Source organism: Streptomyces sp. NBC_01017, from assembly GCF_045162795.1.
GTDB classification, from domain to species: domain Bacteria; phylum Actinomycetota; class Actinomycetes; order Streptomycetales; family Streptomycetaceae; genus Streptomyces; species Streptomyces machairae.
The window spans coordinates 640,847-660,555 of the sequence record NZ_CP108683.1 but is presented as its reverse complement, the minus strand read 5'-3'; the positions used below and the strand labels follow the sequence as shown (position 1 = coordinate 660,555).

The window sequence follows — 19,709 nt, the reverse complement described above, 5'->3', positions numbered from 1 at the left end:
GGGTCTTCTTGATCTTGCCGGTCCGCCTCAAAAACCTACATGAGATTTGCATGTGTCCTGCCCCGCCCCTGTCCGCCGCCGCTTTCGTCGCGGGCCTGGCTCTGACCGCGAGCCGCGACTGAGGCACTGCTGCAGGCGTCCCATGGTGGGGCAACCGCTCTGTAAACTCAGGGGAGTTGGTGGCCGTGGAACGTACAAGGACGAGGAGCTGGCGGAGACGGGGCGGTGTCGCCCTCGGCATCACGGGGATCGTGGTGCCGCTGGCGCTCAGCGCGGCCCCGGCGCAGGCCGCCTCGTGCAACTTGAGCACCGGCCCGTACCAACGGCAGGTCGAGCAATTCCTCGGCCTCCGGGTCGATGGAAGGCAGTCCGCGACAGACTGCCAGGCGATCAAGGCGTTCCAGGCCAAGCACGGCATCACGCCGACGATGGGATACGCCGGGCCGATTAGCTGGCGCACGATGAGCACGATGCTGGCCCAGCGGGCAGCGGGCAACAACCCCAACAAGGCCGGCAAGTGCCCGACCAACAAGGGCCGCATCGCCTGTGTGGATCTGACCAGGCAGCTGAGCTGGATCCAGGACGGCACTAGGCTGAAGTACGGCCCGGTGCCGGTGCGGACCGGCAAGGACGGCACCGAGACCCGGACCGGCCTGAAGAAGATCTACTGGCGAAGCATCAACCACTGGTCGACGATCTACCACGTGTCGATGCCGTACGCGCAGTTCTTCGACGGCGGGCAGGCCTTCCACTCGACGACCAAGTCGATGTGGAACCCGCCCGGCTCGGGCGGCTGCGTCAACATGCGGACGGCGGACGCGAAGGCGTACTGGAACCTGCTGAGGAAAGGGGAAGACGTGTATGTCTACGGGCGCAAGCCCGGGACCTGACCGTTCCTAAATGAGCTTCTTCAGCCCGGTCAGGAGCTGGGCAAACTCTGGAGGGCCGGGTGTAGACGTATCGCTTGCTCGTGCCACGTTTGGTCGATGTGGACCACGCGGGTCTTCTCTGCGGAGAGCCGCAGTCCGAGCGGGGCCAGGAGGTCGGCGACCTGCTCGCGCAGGGCCTCGGCCCGCTGGGCCGGACCGCTGACCAGGACGACGAAGTCGTCCGCGTAGTGGACCAGGCGCCAGTTCCCTGTGCCGGTCTTGCGGCGCTTCTCCCGTTGGTACTTGCGGCTCATCAGGCTCTGCCACTGGGCGTGGAAGTGTTCGTCCAGCGCGCTGAGCGCGATGTTGGCCAGCAGCGGGGAGAGGATTCTCCGCCCTGGGGAGTGCCGGTGAGGGTGTCCTTGGCGATGCCGTGGTGCATGACCCCGGACTTCAAGAACGCCTTCACCAGGGCCGCAGCGCAGTTGGTCCCCGCCGCCAGAGGCGGCGGGGAATGGCTCAACGCCGCCGCCTATCGGCGGGCCTGAAAGCAGGCTCCGTTGTTTTTGTCGGGCCCGGTGCTGGAGCGTGGAGGCAGGTGCGCTGACCACTGCGTAGTACGTCGTTGATGGTGTGACGCCGTTCGGGCTTGCTTTTCTTGGTGTGGGTTGGCTGTGGATTCAGGCGACGGTCAGGACGATTTTGCCGGTGGTGCGGCCCTGTTCGCCGAGTTCGTGGGCCTGGGCGGCCTGGGCCAGCGGCAGGACCGTCTCGACGATTGGCTTCACAGCGCCCTGCTCCACGAGCGCGGCGATCTCGCGCAGGCCGAGGTGGTCCGGCTCGACCAGGACCCACATGGCCCGCACCCCGTCCTGGGTTGCGGGGACGTCGTCCGGGCCAGGCAGGGTGATCAGCCGGCCGCCGTGGCGGAGGACCTTCAGGGAGCGCTCGGCCGTCTCACCGCCGAGTCCGTCCAGGACGACGTCGATGTCGGTTACGGCGTCCTCGAATCGTACCGAGCGGTAGTCGATCACCTCGTCCGCGCCCAGCTGTCGCACCAGGTCGTGCTTGGCGGCGCTGGCAGTGCCGATGACGTGGGCGCCGCGGGCCTTGGCGATCTGCACCGCGAGGTGACCGACGCCGCCGGCTGCGGCGTGGACCAGTACCCGCTCGCCGGGTCGCACGTCCGCCGCGTCCACCAGGGCCTGCCATGCGGTCAGCGCGGCGAGCGGCAGCGCCGCCGCCTGCACGTGCGTCAGGCCCGCCGGTTTGTGGGCGAGGTGCCGGGCCGGTGCCACGACGTACTCGGCGTAGCCGCCTGCCTGGCGCGGGAACAGGGGCATCCCGAAGACCTCGTCGCCGGGGCGGAAGATGCTTACGCCGGGCCCGACGGCCTCGACGGTGCCGGACACATCCCAGCCGACCATGGGTACGGCGCCCCATTCGATGAGGGCTCCGCTGGCGCGGGTCTTCCAGTCCACCGGGTTGACTCCGGCCGCGTGTACCCGCACCAGGACCTCGTTCAGCCCCGGCTCCGGCCGCTCGACCTCGCGCTCGATGAGGTTCTCCGGTCCGCCCCACTGCTCCACGACCACCGCACGCATCTCTGTCAGCCTCGTTCTTTCGTCTCGATCGGCCCGCTGCGGGGAGGTTCCCCGGCGCGACGCGGTCCACGATGCGCTATCCCGATCCCTCGTGGTATTGGCCGTCCGGCCAGCATGTGACAGGATCTGGCCATGAGTGAAACTGGGCAGGCATCGACGCCGGACGGGTGGCATCAGGCGCACAAGCCGCCCCGCAGGCCGCGGCGGCATCGCATCGCTGTGCTCGCTCTGGCCGGGGTGCCGCCGTTCGAACTCGGCATCCCCTCCCGGGTCTTCGGCAGCGTCGTGGACGACGAAGGCCGCCCGCTGTACGACGTCACCGTCTGCACGGCGGACGGCGCCCCCGTGCTCAGCGACGCCGGCTTCACGGTGCAGCCCGCGGCCGGCCCTGAGGCCCTGGCCGCCGCGGACACCGTGATCATCCCGCCCACGCATGCCATGCCCGAGCTGGGCCGCGGCGGCCCCCTGCCTCCCGAGGTCACCGCGGCCATCGCCGGCATCCGGTCCGGCGCCCGGCTGGTGTCCATCTGCTCCGGGTCCTACGTGCTCGCCGCGGCAGGGCTGCTCGACGGGCGGCCGGCCACAACGCACTGGAACCTGGCTCCCGAGTTCCGCCGCGCCTACCCCAAGGTCAAGGTCGACGAGGAGGTCCTCTTCGTCGACGACGGCGACGTGCTGACCTCCGCGGGCGTGGCCGCCGGCGTCGATCTGTGCCTGCACATGATCCGCCGCGACCACGGAGCGGCCGCCGCCAACCGGGCCGCCCGGATGTGCGTCGTACCACCCTGGCGGGACGGCGGGCAGGCGCAGTACATCGACCGCCCCGTCCCCGACCCGACCGTCGCCAGCACCACCGCCACCCGCGCCTGGGCCCTGGAACACCTCGGTGAGCCGCTCTCCCTCGCCCAGCTCGCCGAGCACGCCCGCATGAGCCTGCGCTCCTTCACCCGCCGCTTCCGCGACGAGGCCGGCATGACCCCGGTGCAGTGGCTCACCGCACAACGCCTCGAACTGGCCAAGCAGTTGTTGGAGACCACCGACCTGCCGATCGACCTGGTCGCGCACCGAGCCGGCTTCGGCTCCGCGAACTCGCTGCGTACGCACTTGAGAACCGCCTTCGGCGTCTCTCCGGCCGCCTACCGAAGCGCCTTCAGCCGTTGCTCAGAGTCTCAGTGACTCTCGGCTTTCCAGATGTTTCCGTCTGGATGGTCCGTGTCGGTGTCTCCACTGCGTGGGTTGTGCTTCGGTGTCCTGACGGCGGTCTCCCGTTTCCTTTTGCTGCTGGTGCGGCAGGTTCGCGCCATCTGCCCGTCCGCCCCGGCCGGTGTTTGGGCCGGGGTGTTGGCGACGGGTCTCACGGTCGGCTCCACGGGGTTTCGACACGCGGGGCGTGTCCTGGTCTCCGGCCACTCCGGTACCAGTCGTGCGGGCCGCTGCGAGGGCGGCCAGGTTGCGGGCTGCGTTCTCGTCCCGGTCGATGACCAGGCTGCAGAGATCGCAGGTGAAGACTCGGACGTGCAGCGGCAGTTTGGCTTTCGTCGCGCCGCAGTCCGAGCAGGTTTTTGAGCTGGGGTACCAGTGGTCGGCCACGATGGTGGGACACGCGTTGCGCCGGCCTTTGCAGAGCAGTTGGCGGCGGATCTTTTCCGAACCCGGCGTCGGCGACGTGGCGGGCGAGTCGCCGGTTGCGGAGCATTCAACCGCCGCTGTTGACTTGGTGGTCAAGAGCCCTGCGCAGCTGGCGGCGGGACGTGAGGCCCAGTTTCTCGAAGATGTGGCCGAGGTGATACTCGACGGTCTTGGGGCTGACGTAGAGGTTTTGCGCGGTCTCTTTGTTCGTCATTCCCTCGGCCACCAGCCGGGCCACTGCACGTTCGCGTGCTGTGAGTGGCTCCAGCAGAGCGTCGACCGTTTCTTCTTCCGGCGGACGGGTTGCCTGTGAGCCGGCCGATTCCGTGGTGACGCGCTCGGTGAAGGGGGTTGCGCCGATCGTCAGGTATGTTTCCCGTGCTCTGTGGAAGCAGCGCTGAGCGGTGGCCGGGTCGGTGGGGAGCAGCAGGCGGGCGTAGGCGTGATTCAGTCGGGCTCGGTGGAAGGGAATCTCGTCGGTGTCGGCGGGCAGTGCCAGCCCGCTGCGATAGGCCATCGATGCTGTGTCGGAGTCGCCTTTGGCCATGGACAGGTCCCCGCTCAGCCAGCGGGCGCTCACCTTCAGGCCGGCGACGTCCTCGGCGATTGCTTCCAGGCGTCCAAGAGCTTCGGCCGCTTCGTCCAGGCGTCCGGTTCCGGTGTATGCCTCCACTTGGAGGGGCAGCCACCAGCTCTGCCAGCCGTTGCTGGGAGCGGGAAGATGCTTGAGAGCCTTGTCCATCGTGTGGGGGTCGCCCTGCGCCTGGCCGAGGATGACGCGAGCCAGCACCGGGTAGACCTGATCCAGCGGCAGCTGGGTGCGCTCGGCTGCCTGCTCGCTGGCCTGCAGTTGGTCGAGGGCGACCTCCCGCCTGCCTTGACTGGCCGCAGCCATCGAAGCGATTGCGTGACCGGCGGCGAAATCAAACAACTGTCCACTGGAGGTGGCCAGAGTGAGCGCATGCTGCGCGGTGAGGGAGGCGTCGTCCCAGACGCCGGTGAGGTACTGGAACGCGGCGAGAGTGAAGTACTCCGAGACCTGTATCTCCTGGACCTCTCCGACGCGCTGGCGGCGTACCAGTGTCTTGAGGTCCTCCATCCCCGCATGGAGCTCCTTTGCCATCTCGCGGAGGATGCCGCGCGGGTTCAGCAGCAGACTGGCCGCAAGTGCGGCGCGGGCGCTCTCCTCGCCGTCGGTAAAGGCTCGGCGGTCGGGGGCGGGCCGTGTCTCGGCGAGCGTGTCGGATGCGAGGATCATCAAGTGGCGCGCGTAGTTGACCGCACGCGGCTGGGGGAGGTCCAGCCCCGCAGCGCGGAGCACCAGGGGCAGGGCCTTCTCCCACTGGTGCTGGCGGGTGTAGATGGTGCCCAGCCAGACACAGGCCAGTTCCGCGATGTGCACCGGGCCCTGGGTGTCGGCTGCTCGGAGGGCTTCCGTCAGGCGCCACTGTGCTTCCTGAAGATCGCCTTGTGCGTAGGCGAGTCCGCCCAGGACACATGTGCGAGTGGGCGACTCGGTGCACGACCTGACGGCATCGGTCAGGTCGAAACACCGGAGGTAATCTCGTGCCAGGAGAAGGCGGATGGCGCCGGTGAGCAGTCGGCGTTCGTGGTCGTCCCGGCTGTCGGACAGCTCCGCGGCCCAGAGAATCAGCGTTGCCGAGCGGGAGAGCTGCCCCAGGGAGGCGAGGCGATCGGCCTCGGCGTCGAGTTCGACTGCCAGGGCGGGGGCCGTGTGGTCGGCGGCGGCCACACGATGCCGCCAGGCGGCGTTCGCATCCACCAGTGAGGCGGCCGCCGAGTGCAATGCCCGACGTCGGGGCGGGGAAACCGTCTGGTAGATGGCTTCCTGCTGGAGCGCATGCTTGATCCGTACGCGGGCGGGGACTTCTCGCGGCCACCACTGGACAAGCCCCGCCTCCAAAGCGGGCTCCAGCGCCTCAGCGGATGCCGGCACTCCTGCGACCTGGGCGGCGAGCGGCAGCGGGACGGTCTTGCCGAGAACCGCCAGTGCCTCGACGAGGCTGACGCTGTCGGGCTTGAGGCGGTCCACAGCGCGCCGTGTGGTCGAGGTCAGTGATTCAGGTGCCGCAAGAGGACGGTGCAGATCGGCGAGGTCGCCGGCCGGGATCGCGGCCAACAAAGAGCGAAGATACAACGGGTGCCCGCCGGTGTAGTCAACGAGCCGCTTGACGGCAGCGGGGCTGATCGAGTCCCTACCGGAGGCCGGCACCATCTGGCTGGTCTCCGCCTCGTCCATTCCCGTCAAAGACATCCGTACATAGTGATCAGTACTCGTTGCCGCCCGCTGCCACCACTGCCCGCTCTCCCCGCCGGGGAGAGCCTCAGAACCGGTACGGGCGGTCACAAGGACGAGGACCCGCTGCGTCCACAAACGCCGTTCCAGGAAACCGAGGACCACCCTCGAAGCAGTGTCCGACCACTGCACATCATCGACCGCGAGCACGAGCGGACGATGCGCCTGAGTCGTCGTGAGGATCCGGATCAGCTCCGCACCCACCTCGGCCGGTGCAACATCCCTGAAGGCTGCCTTCGCCAGCATCGCGGAACTGGTGAGCATCTGCGGCGGGAACCGGCGCACGAGCTGATCCACCACCCCGAACGCCAGATCCTGCTCCATCGGATCGCACGACGCCCACAGGACATCGAAATCATCGAGGCTGCTCATCAGACGCTGGACAAGCATGGTCTTACCCATGCCGGCTTCGCCCTCGATGACCACGGTCCATGACGCACCGCCGCGCACCTCGGACACGCATGCCTGCAGCTGCTCCAGCTGAGGCACGCGGCCGATGAAGCCGCCGGCCTCCGACGCCAGCAGCTCTCCGGCAACTGTGGAGACCTCTTCGCCCGCCATATCTCCGAATTATCCGCCCAGAGCACACCCGCGCGCGACGTCGTGTTATGGGTGACGGCGTCCGCGCTGCACTCGTCACTGCTACGCCGATGCGCATACTGGGGAGATGACCTCCGCCGAGGAGCTCTACGAAAGGACCGCGGAACTCGACGCGCTGCAGTCGGGCCTCGCCCGCGCACGGTCAGGCAGGGGCCAGGTCATCGTGGCGATGGGCCCCGCCGGGATCGGTAAGACCAGACTCCTCACCGAGGCCGGACGTATGGCGGCTGCGGACTGCGACGTGGCGGTGGCCCGAGCGGACAGCCTTCACCAGCACCTGCCCTTCGCCGTGATGCGCCAACTGCTTCAGCCCCTGGTCACGCAGCTCAGCGCCTCACAACGGCAGTGCAGGATGTCACCCGCAGCCAGCCGGGCGCTGCAGGACGTGACCGACTCGGCAGCACTGCCGCAAGCCGAGGAAGGAGTGACCGAGAGCCTGCTGGCGCTGACATTCGAGCTGTGCAAGGACAAGCCGCTGGTCTTCGTCGTCGACGACCTTCAGTGGGCGGATACCGCCTCAGTGAAGTTCCTGTTTCACCTACTGCCGTTGATCGAACGCCAACGCTGTTGCGTGATAGCGGCGCTCGACGACAACGACGAGGATGCGCCGGCCCTGCTGAACACGATCACCGCCGACCGGCGCTGTCACCTGCTGCGGCTGTCATCGCTCGGCCCGCAGACCATCGCCACCATCGTAGAAGCGTCCTCCGCCTGCTCCGGCTCGCCCCCGCCGGACCCCTCCTTCCTGCACACCTGCCACAGTGCCACCGCAGGCAATCCCCTTTTCCTCGGCGAACTGCTGCGCCTTCTGGCCCGGGAACAGGCTGCGCCCAGCGCCGACACGGTCGCCCGCCTGGCCCCCGTCAACGCACAGACAGTGCAGGACCGGGTGCGGACAGCGCTCGAGCAGCTGCCAAAGGACAGCGGCAGCCTCACCCGGGCGGCCGCAGTTCTCGGTCCGAGCCCCTCCCTGGCCCAGGCCGCCCGCCTGGCGGACATGCCGCTGGATGCTGCACAGCAGGCCATGGAGGAACTCCGGCGCGCCGACCGCATCCTGGACCCCACACCTGGTGGCGATGTCCGCTTCGTCCATCCGCTGGTGCATGCCGCCGTCTACGACGCCGTCCCGGCCGACGAGAGCAGCGCGGCACACGGACGCGCAGCCGCGCTTCTGCGTGCCGACGGGCAGCCGGAAGAGGCGGCCGTCCACCTTCTACGAACGCTGCCGGGCGGCGGCTTCGAGACCGTTCACCGGCTTCTCCAAGCCGCAGAGCTGGCCTGGGCCCGGGGCTCACCGGAAGCCGCCACGGTGTACCTGCGACGCTGCGTGGCTGAACCCCCGGATGAAGAGCAGCGCGCGTCCATCCTGTACGACCTAGGCCGCAGCTGCCTGCTAAACGATGCTGCAGCGGCGGCCGACGACCTGGACCAGGCGTACACAGCCGCCACGCACGCCCGGCCGCGCGCCGAGGCAGCACTGGCCCTGGGAGAAGCTCTGCTGATGCAACAGCGCAGCCAGGAGGCCATGGAGGTGTGGCAGCATGCGCTGGCTGAGGTGGCCGAGGACACCAGCTTGTTCCAGCAGATTCAGGCTTGTGTGCTGTCCCTGCCCCTATACGATCCCAGTCAGCCCACGCTGCGCCGTGCCACTCTGCGGCAGATCGCCGAGGTCCGCTCGCGTGCTACACGCTTCCCGCCGGGCGGAACGGCCCTGGACTGCGTGGTGGCCGGCCACGACGCAGTCCTTGGTGACCCGCGAGCAGTCAGCCGGGCCCTGCACGCGCTGCACGGACCGTCCTGCGACGAACTGGCCGACTTGCCCGGCGGCGAGGTCGCACTGGCCCTGGGCTGGCTGGTCCTCATCAGCGGCGACCAGGACGCAGTCCTCGCCAGCCTGGACCGAGCACTCGCTCATGCGCACCGGACAGAGTCACTGACCAGTGAGGCAATCACGCTGACCTATCGCGCCATGGCCGGTCTGGCCCACGGCAACCTGGCCCAAGCCGAGACCGACGCACAGCAGGCGGCTTCGGCAGCACAGGCAGCCTCCGCCTCACTGCTGCGGAACGTCCTGAGCCCTGTGTGGGCGGACACCCTGCTGGAAAGGGGCCTCCTCGAACAGGCCGAAACAGCCCTGGCCTGCGCCCAGGCAGAACCTGCCCCCGTGACAGACCTGACCTACCACGTGCAGTGCAGCCGGGCCCGATTGCTGCGCCTGGGCGGTCACACCGATCAGGCACTGGAAGCGGCCCTCGCAGCGGGCCAGTCCTTCACCGCGGCCGGAGGAACGAACCCGGCGCTGCTGCCGTGGATGTCGGAAGCGGCATGGTGCCTGCACGCGCTGGGCCGCACCGACGAGGCGCTGGACCTCGCCTACGAAGAACTACGACAGGCACGCAACTGGAGCGCACCACGTGCCTGGGGCCGGGCGTTGCGCACCCTGGGACTGCTGCAGACTTCTGCGGCAGACGGCCTGAAGTATCTCGATGCGGCTGTGCTCAGGCTCCAGCCCTCCCCGGCACGGCTGGAGTACGCCAAGGCCCTGGCAGACTACGCCGCCGCCCTGGCGGCCGCCGGACGGCAAACAGAAGCGTCCCAGGCCACCGCAGAAGCCCTCACCCTCGCGCAGCGCTGCGCCGCACCAGCGCTCACCGGGCAGATCCGCAGCGGCCGGCCGGCCGACCCGACGACCGAGCCTGTATGGGCTGCTGGTCAAGGATGAGACGATCTTGCTGTGGGTGGTGGGATGCCGGCGTTGGAGCCGTGCTGGACGTCCCCTTCGCCGAGCTGAGAGTGCAACGGTTCGGCAAGCTGATCACCGCGCTGCGGCGGCCGGATCGCCGGGGTGCAGCGACTGCTCGACGGCTTGGACTTCATGGCGTCTGTCGCCCTACCGATGTCCAGGCCGTGGATGGCGCTGGCGTCGCTGACGTGCGTCTTTCGTCCGTCTCCGGCTGGTGGCCTGCGACACCGTTCGAGACATCCGGATGAGAGGCATTGCACGGGGAAAGCCGATGATGATGCTCCCAATTCGGCAACCGTCGGCCAGGGTGCGGTGCAGCTGTGCCGGCAGGGACAGGGACCGAACAGGACATTCACAGGTGGTGAAGCCTGTCAGCAGTTCATGCTCGCAGGAGTGGGCCGCATCGAGGACACCTGCATCAGGAATCTCACGCCTGCGCGGCAGGCTGGATTTTCTGGATTTCCCGGGCGAGGCGGCCGAGTCCGTCGGTGCGGCCGGCGAGGTCCTTGAGCAGTAGTGGGTCCAAGGTGCCCTGCACCGCTGCCGGCAGGGCGTCAGCGAGCAGGTTGGCCCAGGATTCGTAGTCCTCGTCGAGTCGACGCAAGCGGCCTTTGAGGAGGAGGCCTTCAACGCGTGAGGTCAGCAAGAGCCCGTCCAGGGGTTTGGGCAGGTAGTCCACGGCACCCAGTTCCAGGCAGCGCACCACGCTGTCCATCTCGCCCAGAGAGGACATCATGACCACGGGGACGTCGCGCAGCTTGACGTCGTTTTTGATCACCTGGAGGGTTCCGTAGCCGTCGAGCTCCGGCATCAGAATGTCGAGCAGAACGAGATCGAACGTTTCTTCGCGGAGCATCTGGAGGGCGACGGAGCCGTTCTCGGCGGTGGCGGTCTGCAGGCCACTGACCTCGAGCCGGTAGGTGAGCATCATGCGGTTGGTGCGGTCGTCGTCGACCACGAGGATGTGTCCATTAGCGCTGCTCATTCCCCATTTCCTCCCTACGTTTCTCGAGGGCCGCGCGGGCGGCCTGGTATGCCGTGGTGATGCGGTCGACGAGTTCACACAGCGTGGTCGAGGGCGTGCCGGGTACAGTCCTCATGACTCTGCAACCAAGGCGAGCCCCATGCTCCGAACCAGTGCGTGCATGAATGCGACACCCACTCCGGGCGAGCCTGCCGGCCCCGACATGCTCAGCGCCTGCTGCAGGTCGATGACAGCCAGCATCGATTCCTCCCGAGAGAGGCCAGCCAAGGGGCGGACCGCTCCAGCCGTCGCAACACCGGCCGGACTTGATTTCGGTTGCTGCTCGTTCGTCGCACGGCTGGTGCCACCAGGCTCGGAGGCCAGTGCCACGGCCACTTCCTCGCGGGGCAGGAATGTCCCCGACGTCCTCTCAGCATACTGGTAGGCCCCGTCTCGGCCTTGGCATCGGCATTACCTGACCTGCGGCTGAGCGGTGCCCGCTGTCAGCACGGCGGCCGATCTCGTGCGGCGGGTCACGGTGGGCAGGAGCGACAGCCGGTGCGGGGCGTGTGAGGCATGTACGTGCCGCTTGATATCGGCTCTGAGGCGGGCACATCATCAATGCCAAGTGGGGTGGAAGCGGGTCCGATGGTGTCCGCTGCGGACACCAGAGCCGTACCCCCTCCGACAGCTTGGCCCGCTCGGCGAGCACGTCGCGCAGCTTGATCCGGGCGCGTGACTCCGAACACCGACAGAGTCTGATCGAACAGCTGCACCACGGAGTCGAGGGCATCGACCGCGGACTGCGCGAGCAGCGTCAGCAGGATCGGGTGGCGCCGGTTGACCTCTTCAACAACGAGACCACACCCGACCGGATCACCTTCGCCGACCGCAGGTACTCACCCCAGCCGGAACAGCAGACTCGGCGAGTTGTGCTCCATGGCGCGGGCCAGCAGGAACTCGTCCAGCTCCTTCAACTCCAGCGCCTTCGCCGGCTTCCACCCCAGATAGTCGGCGATCTCCCGCAGATGATCGGCGCGGGTGCCGTAGCGCCCAGCACGTTCTGGGCCTGGCCAAAATCATGTCGGCAAGTTGCGAGTTCCGCTCAATACACTCGGGCAGCTCGGTCCGTTCAGGCGGCTTGGACGGCATTCCGGAAATGAGAAGCGCTGGACATGGAGTATCAACCGGTGCAGGCCGCGACCGTCTGCTGCCTGGCTCCCTTTTCCGCGGGCAGGCCATCGACGCGCCTGACCCGCGCTGAACACGCTGCAATGATCGCGGGTGTCACCTCGGTGAGGACTTTCGTGCCGGGCGCTGTGTTCACCTCGCAGATCGTAAAGGCACCGCTGGACTCGAAAAGCAGGTCGACGCCGGCGATCTCGGCTCCCACCGTAGCCGCAGCACGGCAGGCCAACTGCTCCGCCTCCAGATAGCGTCCCAGGCAGGGTTCGGCCGTGCCGCCCAGAGCCGGGTTGGACTTGAAGCCCTTGATGCTGGTGCGTACCTCTGCGCCGACCGCGTGCCCGTCGACCACGACCACACGCAGGTCACTTCCGGTTCGGAAGGAGTGGTACCGGTCAACTTGACCCGGGCCTAAAGGACCGGGCTTGGAGGTAGCGCCCAACTGGCTGCTGGGTCGGCTCCTCCGTCCGGACACCCTTACTGGGTGGCAGGGACGCGTGACTCACGCCCCGCATTCCACACGCTCTCGCCACCTGCGGCGATGTTGTGGGAAGCGTTCCGGTCGGCGTGGGCAACGACCCCGCACCCCCGGCAGATGAAAAGCCCCTGGTCGACACGGTTGCGCTTGTCGACGTGGCCGCACTCGGCGCACGTCTGCGACGTGTACGCGGGATCGACGAAGACCAGGGGCACCCCGGCCCGCCTGGCCTTGTAGACGATGAAGTCTCCGAGCTGGGCGAAGGCCCAGGAATGGAGTGCGACCCGTTGGGGCTTGCGGAGCCGTACCCTCTGCCGGATTCCCTTGAGTTCTTCCAGGCAGAGTCCGGCAAAGGTGCGTTCAGCCTCGGTCACGATCGTCTTCGCGATGATGTGGTTGGTGTTCCTGACGTGCCGCTGTTCACGGCGAGAACGCTCCTTGAGCCTGCGCTTGGCGGACTTGGTGCGCTTGGCCTGGAGCTTGGCCCGCAGGGCAAGTTGACGCTTGCGGTACCGATTCAGGCCGCGCCCGGCGGCCATGTAGCCGGTGGACGTGGTGGCGACGTTGACGATGCCGAGATCCACGCCGATGAAGCCGCCCGGCTCATAGGTCTCCGCTTCGACAACGTCGCACGTGGCGATCAGATAGAAGTCGCCGTCACGTTCGATCAGATCCGCCTCGCCCTTGCGGTACTCGCGCAGTGTCCTGAGCGCGTCGGTGGAGCAGGCGAAGCGGACGTTCCTGATGCGTCCGGCGGTGGTCCAGATGGACACGGTCTGTGCGTCGTACTGCCATGACAGGCAGCGATCGTCATACGGCTGCGCGGCACTGGGACGGAACGTGATCGGCTTCGAGACGGCCTTGGTCCGGCGCTTCGACTTCGGCTTGCCCAGGTTTCCGGCGCGCATGTTGGCATGCAGCGTCGTGTACGCGTCGCGCACCTTCTTGATCACGTGCTGCGCTGCCTGCGCTCCGAGCCCTTCGGCCTTGAGGTGCGCGTAGGTGTGCTTGCGCAGTTCGTACTCACGCGGCACACCGTTGGCGAACGCCACCTCGGACACCCAGCACGCCGGCTCATTGACCGTACGCAGCGTGGAGCGCAGCGCGGCGGCCTGGTCGGCCTCCGGCATCAGCTTCACCTGCGTCACGATCTTCATGCGCTCATCGTACTACAGTTGATCTATGTCACCACGCTGGGAGCCAAACCCCAATATTCGCAGGGGTCGTACGGTCGTCCACACCCTCCACACCCATTTGGTCTTCACACCCAAGTACCGGCGCGGACCGTTCACCGACGAGATCCTCACGCGCTGCGAAGAGATCATGCGGGCCGTGTGCGCGGACTTCGAAACCGAGTTGGTGGAGTTCAACGGCGAACGCGATCACGTACACCTGCTGGTGCACTACCCGCCCAAGGTCGCCGTCTCCCGGCTGGTCGGCTCCCTCAAAGGCGTGTCCGCCCGCAGGCTGCGCCAGGAGTTCCCCGGCCACATTCGCACGTACCTGTGGGGTGATCACTTCTGGTCCCCGTCCTACTTCGCAGCATCCTGCGGCGGAGCGCCGTTGGCGATCATCAAGGAGTACATCGAGAACCAGAAGCGTCCCGACTGAGGTCAACAGCGCAGACCCGTGCGCCTGTGCGGGTCACACCTATCTTGAGAAGCGATTCCTCCCGGGCGTGAACCTAAAGGAGGGCGGTTTCCGCCTGCCGCGCCGTTGTCGGGTGCGGCTTCGAGTGGGTTCCTGCTTCATCGCGCTGCGCCGGGAGGAGTCCCGGTCTTATCTGCGCTTCCACGGGCTGCGACGGCCAGTCCGGCCGCCTTGGCGACGTTGACCGCCGCGTTGATGTCTCGGTCCAGGACGGTCCCGCACGCTCCGCACGTCCACTCTCGGTCATCAGGAAGCCGGTCTCGTCACCGACGGACACGGCGCGGGTCTGCCGAGGGACACCCTCTTCGTGTCAGGGCGCGGTCCAGAACTGAGCCAGGATGCCCTCCTTGAATACGGCCGGGCTGACGCTGAGGTCGCCGGAGAACGGCAGGTCGAGGACCAGCACCAGCAGAACGCTGAGGCTGAGGAGCGCGGAGACCGAGCCCACGAAGATCGTTTCAAGGCGGCGATCCTCCCGGCCGTACATGAACGTCAGCGGAAGAATCACCAGCGCGCCGCCGAACACCAGCGTTTGCAGCAGAGCCGGCAGATCCTGGCCGCTCGCGGCGATCCGATCCCGTCGATGGTCGACCACATTGTCGAGACTGTTGACGGCATGTTCCAGGAAGATCTGCTGGCGGCTGTCAGTCGGCGCGAACGACCGCAGTGCCTCATAGATGCCGTCGACTTCTGATGCAGTGTGGTCGTGGCCGGCGTGTCCCTCGCGCATCACCGGCCACTGCTTCTCGACCACAGTATGGACGTACCGCCCGACTGCCGTGTTGATCCTGTCCCGAGGGCCGGGTGGCAGGGCCTGTGCATCGCGGACGATCTGCGCGACCGCGGTCGCCTCGCCGGCCACCACGGTCTCCGCGTCCTGCATCTGTGTCCAGAGGTTGACGATCACGAAGGCCAGAATCACACCGTAGATCGCGCCGAACACGGACAGCAGCAGGGCAACCATCTCGTTGTGGGCGCCACCAGAAGTACTCGGGAACCAGCGACGGCAGAGCTTGTCGCCCAGCAGCGACAACACCACAATGCCGCCCACCACCAGCACGGCCAGCACAGCAGTCGACAAGTGGTCCAACAACCAGACTTCCATCCCGGGAGCATAGGAACCCGCTGCTCCCTGAGCGGATGCAGTTTTGAAGCTCTCCCCCCACCTGACCCGCCTCAGCCAGCGAGGGCGACAGCGGTTATGGAGGTCTCTGTGGAGGAAAAGGCACGCACCCACTGCGGATGATGTGCCGCGTCGCGAGCACACCTCGGCCGAGCAGGAACTTGACGTTCTCGCCACTCGGGCGAGAGGCCGGACAGCACGGACGCAAGCTCATCTCATCGGGGCAGGAGCTGTACCCGCTCCGCCGCACAGGAGGCGTGGGGACGTACAGTCACGATGCCGACGTACAACCTCGGCCGCTACGGCGGCCGGCTCCAGGATGCCAACCGGCGTGCCTCGTACGAGCACACCGAGTTCACGTTCCTGGGACTCACCTTCCGCACCCGCTCCGCGGTCCGCAGAGACGGCCAGATGTTCCGGGCATTCCTCCCCGCCATCAACGGGGAAGCTCTGCGCAGGATCAGTTCCGAGGTGCGGTCCTGGCGGCTGCACCACCGCACCAACCTGACCGAAGCGGACCTCGCACGGTTCATCAACCCGATCATTCGCGGGTGGCGTACTACGGGGCCTTCTACCAGAAGGCCCTCCATCCCCTTCTGGAACGCGTCAACGCCTACGTGATGCGGTGGATGCGCAAGAAGTTCAAACGGCTGCGGGGCAGGAAGGGAGCGCAGACGGCGTGGAACCAGGCCGTCGCACGACGCCCCCGGTTCTTCGCTCCCACTGAGCCTGAACCACACGCGCCCCCGCGGCTGGTGACCAGAACGACAAGAGCTGTATGACGAGAGATCGTCACGTACGGATCTGTGAGAGCCGAGGAGTGAGAATCCCCTCGGCTACTCGGCGGGCTAGGGTGGGTTAGGTGGCCAATCAGGCGGCCAGGGGCCCACCGATCGAAAGGGCAACGTGGCAGCCAACTCGGTCATGACAGTCTATTTGCGCGGTGGTCGGCGATGATGAGCGACCGGATGGCTGGGCTGCAGCAGAGCCTGTCTACAGGCTCCTGGATCGACGCTGTGACCGAGAGCGCTGCGATCTTGGGCGTCGACGGTCTGGCGGTGTCCATCCTGGACCAGAACCAGGTCAACGAGGTCCTGTGGCACTCAGGCGATCTCAGCAGCACCTTCGAGGACCTGCAGTTCACCGTCGGACAGGGGCCTGGCACCGATGCGGCCAGCACCGGTGAAATCGTCCTGGTCGCGGACCTGGAGGCCACGCCGCTTGAGCGATGGTCCGCCCTGGTCTCCGAGGCATCTGCGCTATCACTGGTGCGAGCGGTCTTCGCCTTTCCGCTGGGAATCGGAGCTGTCAGGCTGGGCGTGCTCACAGCTGTGCGCCGTACCCCGGGTCCGTTGAGCGAGCAGCAGGCCGACGACGCCGTGGTCCTGGCCGCCGGCTTGACCGCGCGGTTCCTAAACGGCAGCGCCCCACACTCCATGGGTGCCGCCCTCTTGCGGCCCATGGACGGCCTGCACAGCGCGGTGGTCCACCAAGCCACCGGCATGCTCAGTGTCCAGCTCAGCCTGCCCCTGCCACAGGCCATGGCGCGGCTGCGCGCCCACGTCTACATCACTGGCCGCCCCCTGACCGAGGTAGCCCAGGCCATCGTCGCGCGGCGGCTGCGTCTGGACGACAACGGGGACGGCCGAACCCTCCCCACCACAGACAAGGACTGATCGCCATGGCCATGACTCGCGAGCAGCACGTGACCGAGGTTTTCGTGGAGGTTGCGGATTCCCTGACCGGCGAGTTCGACGTCATCGAGCTCCTGCACCGGCTGTCGGTGCACAGCGTGGAACTCCTCAACGTCTCGGCGGCCGGCGTCCTGCTGGCCGACGCGCACGACGAACTGCAGCTGATCGCCGCCTCAGACGAGCACACCCGCATCCTGGAAGTATTTGCCCTGCAGCACTCCCAGGGCCCCTGTGTCGAGTGCTACACCACCGGACGGCAGCGCACCAACATCAACCTCCGCAGCCCCCAAGCGACCGAGACCTGGCCGCTCTTTACCGCCAGCGCCCGCCGGATCGGCTTCGAGGTCACCCACGCCATCCCGCTCCGGCTGCACCATCGGGTCATCGGCGCCCTGAACCTGTTCCAGACTCAGACGGGTTCCATCAGCCCGGAGGACGTCATCCTCGCTCAGGCGATGGCCGACATCGCCACCATCACCATCGTGCGGCAGCGTACCTTGGAGCAAAGCCAGCTTGAACGCGTACAACTGCAGCAAGCGTTGAACAGCCGTGTCGTGCTGGAGCAGGTCAAGGGCGTACTCGCAGAGCGCTGGCAGTGCTCGGTAGACGAGGTCTTTACCGCTCTGCGCAGCTACGCCCGGGCGCAGCGCCTGCTCCTGGTCGAGCTCGGCCGCCAGATCATCGCCGGAGAGATCGACACCGACCATATCCCACATTGAGTCGGCCGCTCTTTTCATTCTGAATTTCGCATGTCATGGGGGTGCGAATGGCCTGGACGGTGTGGCTTATGCGCCGGGTCGAGCAGCGTGCCTTGCGCAGGATCCGCCAGGACTACAGCCCGGCAAAGGGCCCATTCGCCCTGGAACCCTAGCCCGGCATGATCATGATTGAACTGCTGGAAACCAGTAAGGCCGTACAGCGTACGGAATGCGGCGCCGGCACCCTGGTAGGCCCAATCGGCTGGCACTTGGATCTGGCGGGTGAGGCAGGCCGGGACGATACCGCGAGCACGGGCCGCGAACAGATCATGAGAGCGGCCGGACATTGCTTGGGACAACCACAGGGGTGGGCCGTTCGGCGCCGCGATGACCTGCACGTTCATGCCGTTGCTCGTCTGCCTTGATGCGGCCGGTGGGATCAGGGTGCCGTCGACGAAGTCGCCGTCGCCCGGACACACCAGAGCCTCGTGCCGGCCCGGCGCCCAGGAAGCAAGAACCTCGAGGGTTTCGTTCACGTACCGCCAGGCCGTCACCTCCGACACCCCGAACCCGGCACCGACCTGCCGACAGTCTCGTTCTGCGCACGTGGGCCAGCACCAGGGCCCGCTTGAAGCAACCGAGCTTCCACCATCGCGAGTTGACTTCACGCCTGCGGGTGTAGATAAGCCAGAAAACATGCTCCACCAGCTCGTGCCGGACGTCCAGCACGGCAGGAAACGAAGACCAACAGGGCCCCTACGGTCGCATGTGCAATGAGTGGTATCACCACGCCAACAACGAGACTCGGCATCACCCAGCTGACCAGGACGTTTCACCCTCACCGGACAGGATGAAAGAGGTTTATAGGTCGGGTTTTCTGATCACGAACAAAGCGTAGTACCGTTAAAGAACCAGACGTCCCGGCCCCCGACGTCGCGGACATACCGGCCCCGGTCGGCATGCAGTCGGGAGTAACGGTGAACCCATTTCTTCTCAGCGCGCGTCTCTCACCGCGACGAGGCCCAGGGCAGCCGTCGCCACCACGGCCACTGCTCGCGCCACGTACTGCAAGCCACAGACCATGACCAGGTGGTCACGAACGGCCGGCTCCGGTCCCTGGTCCCGCATCCGCACCGACCCAAGACGTGGCGTAGCCCGGCGGCGGGTGTTGCTGATGCCGTGCCCGCACGCGGTCGCACACGACCAATGGATCATCGGCGCAACACCCCCTGCTGCAGGATTTCGAGGACGAACATGAGGTCACTGCCGCACCGTGAGCCCACCACAACAGAGCGGGACAAGCTGATCGGCGATGCCCATGGTCTCGCCGAGGAGCTGGGCCGCCGACTTGCCGAAGGCCTCAGAAGCAGTAGCTGGAGTAAGGAACGCATGATGGCGGACCCCTCAAGTCCGCTGGCCTATCTTGAGGCGCTGGGTGAGCTTGCCGGCGCGGTGGAATGCTTGGCCGACAACGCGGCCAGCGACGCCCGCTGCGATGGCGCAAGCTATGAGGAGCTGGCCCAGGCATGGGGGACCACCCATGCCGAAGCGGAGCGCAAATGGGGCACACCCATGGCTTCCGAGTTCCTAACCGACCCCGACCCGCTCGCCGCGAAGAACTACCGGCTCGTGCAGGCGCTGGCCAACATGGCGACCATCAGCGGCCAGCAGCGAGCCCTGGAGCGCGGCCGAGTCGAACGGGACCGACTCCAGAACGAATTGAACAGCCACATCGTCATGGAACAGGCCATGGGCATCCTCGCGGAACGCTGGCACGTCTCTGTTGACGACGCGCTCGTCGCATTCGGCGCCTCCACCTGCGACGACAGCCGCCGACTTGCCCGCGAGATCGTCGACGGCGCCGCGCGTGGAGGAAGCGTTGCCCAGCGACTGCCCGAGGGGTGACCCGACCGGGGCCAGGGAAACGTCAGGGGGCTAGCAGCTGTTGAGCTCGCCCGCCACGTCGCCGATGCCTGGTTCGGAGAAATCCGCCGCCAAGATCACGCGGTGTTCCGGGCCCGTTGCTCAGAGTCTCAGTGACTCTCGGCTTTCCAGACGTTTCCGTCTGGAAGGTCCGTGTCGGTGTCACCCTTGCGTGGGTTGTGCTTCGGTGTCCTGACGACGGTCTCCCGTTTCCTTTTGCCGCTGGTGCGGC

Annotated in this window: 16 protein-coding genes and 3 pseudogenes; 8 read left to right on the top strand and 11 right to left on the bottom strand. The window is 67.0% G+C overall.

All coding sequences use genetic code 11. From position 1 onward, the window contains the following. Window positions 1–185 precede the first annotated feature (185 nt). Complete coding sequence (locus OG331_RS03305) at window positions 186–890, top strand: L,D-transpeptidase family protein (RefSeq protein WP_406191399.1); 705 nt, start codon at window positions 186–188, stop codon at window positions 888–890. A gap of 29 nt (window positions 891–919) precedes the next feature. Here OG331_RS03305 and OG331_RS03300 read toward each other — a convergent pair whose 3' ends face one another. Then, on the bottom strand, window positions 920–1,219 hold the full coding sequence (locus OG331_RS03300) for a reverse transcriptase domain-containing protein (RefSeq protein WP_406209669.1): 300 nt from the start codon (window positions 1,217–1,219) through the stop codon (window positions 920–922). Window positions 1,220–1,549: 330 nt separating this feature from the next. Further along, window positions 1,550–2,473, bottom strand: coding sequence for an NADP-dependent oxidoreductase (locus OG331_RS03295; protein ID WP_406191398.1), 924 nt, complete (start codon window positions 2,471–2,473; stop codon window positions 1,550–1,552). Between the two features lie 132 nt (window positions 2,474–2,605). Here OG331_RS03295 and OG331_RS03290 point away from each other — a divergent pair, with 132 nt between their 5' ends. Beyond that, window positions 2,606–3,649, top strand: a complete 1,044-nt coding sequence (locus OG331_RS03290) for a GlxA family transcriptional regulator (RefSeq protein WP_406191396.1) — start codon at window positions 2,606–2,608, stop codon at window positions 3,647–3,649. On the opposite strand, the gene OG331_RS03285 is transcribed toward OG331_RS03290, so the two are convergent. Next, on the bottom strand, window positions 3,635–4,063 hold the full coding sequence (locus OG331_RS03285) for a zinc ribbon domain-containing protein (protein ID WP_406209666.1): 429 nt from the start codon (window positions 4,061–4,063) through the stop codon (window positions 3,635–3,637). The genes OG331_RS03290 and OG331_RS03285 overlap by 15 nt on opposite strands. 106 nt (window positions 4,064–4,169) lie before the next feature. Continuing rightward, a complete protein-coding gene (locus OG331_RS03280; RefSeq protein WP_406191394.1) occupies window positions 4,170–6,980 on the bottom strand; it encodes an AAA family ATPase in 2,811 nt (936 codons plus the stop codon). Between the two features lie 106 nt (window positions 6,981–7,086). Between OG331_RS03280 and OG331_RS03275 the strand changes: the two genes are divergently transcribed. Continuing rightward, window positions 7,087–9,741: an ATP-binding protein gene (locus OG331_RS03275; protein ID WP_406191392.1), complete on the top strand. Its 2,655-nt coding sequence runs from the start codon at window positions 7,087–7,089 to the stop codon at window positions 9,739–9,741. Between the two features lie 448 nt (window positions 9,742–10,189). On the opposite strand, the gene OG331_RS03270 is transcribed toward OG331_RS03275, so the two are convergent. From OG331_RS03270 to OG331_RS03255, 4 genes and pseudogenes are all read right to left on the bottom strand, one after another. Further along, the gene (locus OG331_RS03270) at window positions 10,190–10,720 is read right to left on the bottom strand and encodes a PleD family two-component system response regulator (RefSeq protein ID WP_406191390.1); all 531 of its coding nucleotides are present in this window, start codon (window positions 10,718–10,720) and stop codon (window positions 10,190–10,192) included. A gap of 905 nt (window positions 10,721–11,625) precedes the next feature. Beyond that, a pseudogene (locus OG331_RS03265) lies at window positions 11,626–11,766 on the bottom strand (DUF4158 domain-containing protein); the annotation flags it as partial. Window positions 11,767–11,909: 143 nt separating this feature from the next. Beyond that, window positions 11,910–12,386, bottom strand: a complete 477-nt coding sequence (locus OG331_RS03260; RefSeq protein WP_406191388.1) for a hypothetical protein — start codon at window positions 12,384–12,386, stop codon at window positions 11,910–11,912. Window positions 12,387–12,388: 2 nt separating this feature from the next. Next, on the bottom strand, window positions 12,389–13,546 hold the full coding sequence (locus OG331_RS03255) for an RNA-guided endonuclease InsQ/TnpB family protein (protein WP_406191386.1): 1,158 nt from the start codon (window positions 13,544–13,546) through the stop codon (window positions 12,389–12,391). 25 nt (window positions 13,547–13,571) lie between these two features. Here OG331_RS03255 and tnpA point away from each other — a divergent pair, with 25 nt between their 5' ends. Further along, window positions 13,572–14,000, top strand: coding sequence for an IS200/IS605 family transposase (gene tnpA, locus OG331_RS03250; RefSeq protein ID WP_406191176.1), 429 nt, complete (start codon window positions 13,572–13,574; stop codon window positions 13,998–14,000). A 137-nt stretch (window positions 14,001–14,137) separates the two neighbouring features. Here the strand turns inward: tnpA and OG331_RS03245 are convergent. Both OG331_RS03245 and OG331_RS03240 read right to left on the bottom strand, forming a co-directional pair. Further along, window positions 14,138–14,254: pseudogene (locus tag OG331_RS03245) on the bottom strand (hypothetical protein); the annotation flags it as partial. A gap of 95 nt (window positions 14,255–14,349) precedes the next feature. Continuing rightward, entirely contained in the window at window positions 14,350–15,144 is a 795-nt protein-coding gene (locus tag OG331_RS03240; RefSeq protein ID WP_406191384.1) for a hypothetical protein, read from the bottom strand. Window positions 15,145–15,438: 294 nt separating this feature from the next. Here OG331_RS03240 and OG331_RS03235 point away from each other — a divergent pair, with 294 nt between their 5' ends. From OG331_RS03235 to OG331_RS03225, 3 genes are all read left to right on the top strand, one after another. Then, entirely contained in the window at window positions 15,439–15,783 is a 345-nt protein-coding gene (locus tag OG331_RS03235) for a group II intron maturase-specific domain-containing protein (protein ID WP_406191382.1), read from the top strand. A 395-nt stretch (window positions 15,784–16,178) separates the two neighbouring features. Continuing rightward, entirely contained in the window at window positions 16,179–16,838 is a 660-nt protein-coding gene (locus OG331_RS03230) for an ANTAR domain-containing protein (RefSeq protein ID WP_406191380.1), read from the top strand. A gap of 5 nt (window positions 16,839–16,843) precedes the next feature. Next, entirely contained in the window at window positions 16,844–17,575 is a 732-nt protein-coding gene (locus OG331_RS03225; RefSeq protein ID WP_406191378.1) for an ANTAR domain-containing protein, read from the top strand. Here OG331_RS03225 and OG331_RS03220 read toward each other — a convergent pair. After that, window positions 17,535–18,344 (bottom strand): annotated as a pseudogene (locus OG331_RS03220) (transposase family protein). The gene OG331_RS03225 and the pseudogene OG331_RS03220 overlap by 41 nt on opposite strands. A gap of 464 nt (window positions 18,345–18,808) precedes the next feature. Between OG331_RS03220 and OG331_RS03215 the strand changes: the two are divergent. Next, window positions 18,809–19,459 carry a hypothetical protein gene (locus OG331_RS03215; RefSeq protein WP_406191376.1) on the top strand — a complete coding sequence of 217 codons (651 nt, stop codon included), beginning with the start codon at window positions 18,809–18,811 and terminating at the stop codon, window positions 19,457–19,459. Window positions 19,460–19,709 lie beyond the last annotated feature (250 nt).